The sequence below is a fragment of the Paraburkholderia sediminicola genome (assembly GCF_046027825.1).
Classification (GTDB): domain Bacteria; phylum Pseudomonadota; class Gammaproteobacteria; order Burkholderiales; family Burkholderiaceae; genus Paraburkholderia; species Paraburkholderia sediminicola_D.
This window is the reverse complement of the sequence record NZ_JAQQDU010000201.1, coordinates 1-3,667: the sequence shown is the minus strand read 5'-3', so window position 1 is coordinate 3,667 and position 3,667 is coordinate 1. Positions and strand designations below refer to the sequence as shown.

General features: G+C 63.3%; 6 protein-coding genes. All 6 read left to right on the top strand.

The features are described from left to right. Positions 1-32 precede the first annotated feature (32 nt). Positions 33-1,727 carry a site-specific integrase gene (locus PQQ96_RS41770; RefSeq protein ID WP_408303223.1) on the top strand — a complete coding sequence of 565 codons (1,695 nt, stop codon included), beginning with the start codon at positions 33-35 and terminating at the stop codon, positions 1,725-1,727. A 207-nt stretch (positions 1,728-1,934) separates the two neighbouring features. Then, positions 1,935-2,306 carry a site-specific integrase gene (locus tag PQQ96_RS41765; RefSeq protein WP_408303221.1) on the top strand — a complete coding sequence of 124 codons (372 nt, stop codon included), beginning with the start codon at positions 1,935-1,937 and terminating at the stop codon, positions 2,304-2,306. Further along, positions 2,303-2,626: a tyrosine-type recombinase/integrase gene (locus PQQ96_RS41760; RefSeq protein WP_408303219.1), complete on the top strand. Its 324-nt coding sequence runs from the start codon at positions 2,303-2,305 to the stop codon at positions 2,624-2,626. The genes PQQ96_RS41765 and PQQ96_RS41760 overlap by 4 nt, the downstream gene beginning before the upstream one ends. Positions 2,627-2,728: 102 nt before the next feature. After that, positions 2,729-2,974, top strand: a complete 246-nt coding sequence (locus tag PQQ96_RS41755; RefSeq protein WP_226159267.1) for an AbrB/MazE/SpoVT family DNA-binding domain-containing protein — start codon at positions 2,729-2,731, stop codon at positions 2,972-2,974. Beyond that, entirely contained in the window at positions 2,971-3,369 is a 399-nt protein-coding gene (locus tag PQQ96_RS41750) for a type II toxin-antitoxin system VapC family toxin (RefSeq protein ID WP_408303217.1), read from the top strand. The genes PQQ96_RS41755 and PQQ96_RS41750 overlap by 4 nt, the downstream gene beginning before the upstream one ends. 69 nt (positions 3,370-3,438) lie before the next feature. Next, positions 3,439-3,667, top strand: a 229-nt coding sequence (locus tag PQQ96_RS41745) for a hypothetical protein (protein ID WP_408303215.1), incomplete at its 3' end; no start/stop codon positions are given.

The following is a 3,667-nucleotide window of genomic DNA, read 5'->3' as shown; positions in this document are numbered from 1 at the left end:
AATAGCACCATTGTTGTGTCAAACTGGCGCCTATGAAAACGCGCCAGACACCGTCACCCGAACCTCACCCGGCGGATTTTCCCGATGCCGACGAACTGGCCATGCTGCGCGCCTGGTATGCCGGCATGCCGGTTCGCCAAGCCGTGGAACGCTATCTGCCGGCATGCATCGGGGCAGGGCAGTCGGCGCGCGGCGTGCTCGGCGCAGTTCGCCGGCGGCTGGCCAAGGTCGCGCGGCAGGTCAGCCGGCCGGATCTCGCCACGGTTTTTGCGCACCCTGACGGTGAGCGTTTGCGGGAAGCGAAGACGGTCGCAGAAGCGCTTGAGGTCCTGCGCCATGCGCGTATGCCGACTCCGCAGATCAGCGACGACATTGGCCTCTGGCTGCCGGCGCGAGCGGTCGCCACCCTGCGCACCCACGGTATTTCAACGCTGGCAGGTCTCACAGTACGGATTCCGCGCCGGCGCCAGTGGTGGAAGATCATTCCCGGCCTTGGCTCCGCCAGTGCGCGGCGTATCGAGGCGTTCTTCGCCGCGCACCCGGCGCTGACGGAGCGGGCGAGAGCGCTCATCGCCGTCTCGCCGGCCAGCAGCATCGTCCCGTGGGAACAGCTGTGGCTACCGCACGCGGTTGACGGTTCGACCGGCGCCTATCGCGCGCCGCGCGCCACCTGCACGCTCGATGCCAACAACGATTACCAGGCGGTGCAGGCGTGGCTGTCGCTGCACGAGTCCGCCGCGACGCAGCGCGCGTACCGCAAGGAGGCCGAGCGGCTCATCCTGTGGGCGATCGTCGAGCGTGGGCGCGCGTTGTCGTCGCTCACCACCGAGGACGCGGTCGCCTATCGCGCGTTCCTGCGCCGACCGACGCCGCGGGAACGCTGGGTGGGACCGGTCCGGCCGCGCAGCGCGCCCGACTGGCGCCCATTCTCCGGCGGCCTGTCAGCCCGCTCGGCGGCCTATGCGCTGTCCGTGCTGGGCGCGCTGTTCCGCTGGCTCATCGAGCAGCGGTACCTGCTCGCGAATCCGTTTGGCGGGGTCAAGGTGCGGGGCAGCGCCCGCGCGGGCGTGCTGGACACGTCGCATGTGTTTACTGAAGGGGAATGGCAGCTGCTCCGGGCAATCGCCGACGGCCTCGAGTGGTCATACGACTGGGCGCCCGAGGCAGCACAGCGACTGCGCTTCATCCTGGACTTCGGCTATGCGACCGGCCTGCGGGCGAGCGAACTGGTGGGCGCGACGCTCGGCGATATTGAGACCGACGCGCGCGGCGACCATTGGCTCAAGGTCGTCGGGAAAGGACGCAAGGCGGGCAGGGTCGCCTTGCCGCCGCTCGCCCGCACCGCGCTCGATCTTCACTTGGTCGAGCGCCGGCTACCCGTGACGCCCAGCCGCTGGCGCCCGGACACGCCGGTGGTCGCGAGTCTCGCCGAGGACGGTGGGGCGGGCATCACCAGCGTACGGCTCTGGAGCGTGTTGCAGCGATTCTTTGCCAAGGCTGCCGACCTCGTCGAGGCCGACAGGCCGGCAGTTGCAGAAAAACTGCGACGGGCAAGTCCGCACTGGATGCGCCACACTCACGCCACCCATGCGCTCGCAGGCGGTGCCGAACTGACCACAGTGCGCGACAACCTCCGTCATGCCTCGATCTCGACGACCTCGATCTACCTGCATAGCGATGACGCGAAGCGGGCGCAGCAGATCGCCGGGGCGTTTGGGAACAGATGAATGCCGGGGACGGCAATTGCTGGTGATGAGATCAAACGGGCCGACCTGCGTTTACCCCGTCCGACTTGATCCGGCCGCCCCGTCCTTTCGGTGCAGGGGATTTTCCGAGGAAGCGAGGCACTACGCGGGTTACACTGGAAAGGAGCGTCAAACGCTTTCTCTCTCGTAACAGGCTCGATTTTCGAGCGCATTACGAGATACGGAAGCATGGAACCCAAACACGCCAAAACCCTCACACCGGCGAAATTCCTCCACCTTCTGCGCGTCACCGAAGCGACCAGTCGCTTTCCTGAACGCGACACTCTGATCCTCTTGCTCGCCATCACACGCGGTACGCGCGTGACCGAGATTGCGCGTCTAGAAGTACATCATGTGCTCTCAAAGTCAGGCACGAGGAAGGAAGAAATCGGCTTGCCCGGTTCGATCACCAAAGGCTGCCGGCCGCGCTGCGTGTTTCTCTCGCACGCGAAGACGGTCGAGGCCTTCGAACGCTACGTCGAGTGGCGATATCGCCGTGGACATGGGGTGTCGCTGGATCGTCGCGAGTACCGTGGCCTGATGCCGCGTGTGGGAGGTTGATCCTCACGCAGAAGGGTGGCGCGTTCGAGCTGAGCGTCAAGCGGCGCGTCAATTTCGAGGGTGAATCGATCGAGTATCTGGCCGCCGATAGCCTTCAGAGCTATGTGACTGGCCTGTACCGTGCCGCAGGGCTCGGAGCCGGTTACAGCAGTCACACTGGCAGACGGACGTTCGCTAGTCGCCTGATGGCGAACGGGCACTCGCTCGAAACGGTGCAGATTCTTTTGGGCCACGCTCACCTCGATCACCTCTCGCCATATTTGGATGTGTCCGAACGCGATCAGCGCGAGGCTGTCGCCGCGATTGATCTCGGCGAGTGACGCATGCCAATCTAGGGTGTCGTTAGTCGTGTAGTGCGTCTGTCATTGCCCTTGCATTTCTATTCTCCTTACCTTAAAGTAAGGAGAATTGGAGGTGTCACTATGACAGCAGCAACTATCACTTCAAAGGGCCAGGTCACGATCCCTGTGGACGTGCGCAATCAGCTTGGCTTGCAGTCCGGCGACCGGATCGAATTCAGCTTCAACGAGGCGACGGGCCGGTATGAGGTCTATCCGGCCACGCGGTCGCTTGCGTCCCTCAAGGGCATCGTGAAGAAGCCCGCGAAACCGGTGTCGATCGAGGACATGAACCGGGCGATCGCCGAGCAGGGGGCATCCGCGCGATGATCGGACTGGATACCAACGTGCTGGTCCGTTATTTCGCACAGGACGATGCCGTGCAGTCGAAGAAGGCGACCGCGCTGATGGAATCCCTGTCGGCCGAGCGGCCGGGGTACGTTTCGCAGGTCGCGCTGGTCGAGGTCGTGTGGGTGCTCGGGCGGTGCTACAGCGTCGAGCGCGAGCAGATGAAGGACCTGATCGACTCGATGATCGGCACCAAGGAACTGGTTGTTGAAGGTGCTGACACGGTGCGCAAGGCACTTCGCGTTTTCGTGGCATCTGCGAAAGCGGATTTCGCGGACTGCCTGATCGAGCGGTCGGGGTACGTAGCCGAGTGCGAGTACACCGCTACTTTCGACGTGACGGCCTCGAAGGTTGCCGGGATGCAGTTGATCAAGTAATGACGGCGCGAGCCGATAACAGGAAAATAGAAGCGAACGATCGGCGTCTGCCGAAACGGAATCAGGATCATGGAAAACATAACAATCGCAACCGCATCAGGAAAGAAGATTTCAGTCAACGCCCGGAAGATCGAGGGAGCGCCTCCCGAGGGTGTCGGCACTGTCTATGTCCTGCTCGATGCCCAAGGAGTTCAGCAACCAGCAAGTTTCGATAGTTTGGAAGGAAGGAATCGGGAGATCGGCTTCTTCGACTGTATCGAATTGGTTGGCTCAACCGCTTACGCGTTCCGCTACCTCA

Coding starts and splice junctions, on each gene's coding strand:
- PQQ96_RS41770 (WP_408303223.1), top strand. CDS start 33: ATGAAAACGCGCCAGACACCGTCACCCGAACCTCACCCGGCGGATTTT.
- PQQ96_RS41765 (WP_408303221.1), top strand. CDS start 1,935: ATGGAACCCAAACACGCCAAAACCCTCACACCGGCGAAATTCCTCCAC.
- PQQ96_RS41755 (WP_226159267.1), top strand. CDS start 2,729: ATGACAGCAGCAACTATCACTTCAAAGGGCCAGGTCACGATCCCTGTG.
- PQQ96_RS41750 (WP_408303217.1), top strand. CDS start 2,971: ATGATCGGACTGGATACCAACGTGCTGGTCCGTTATTTCGCACAGGAC.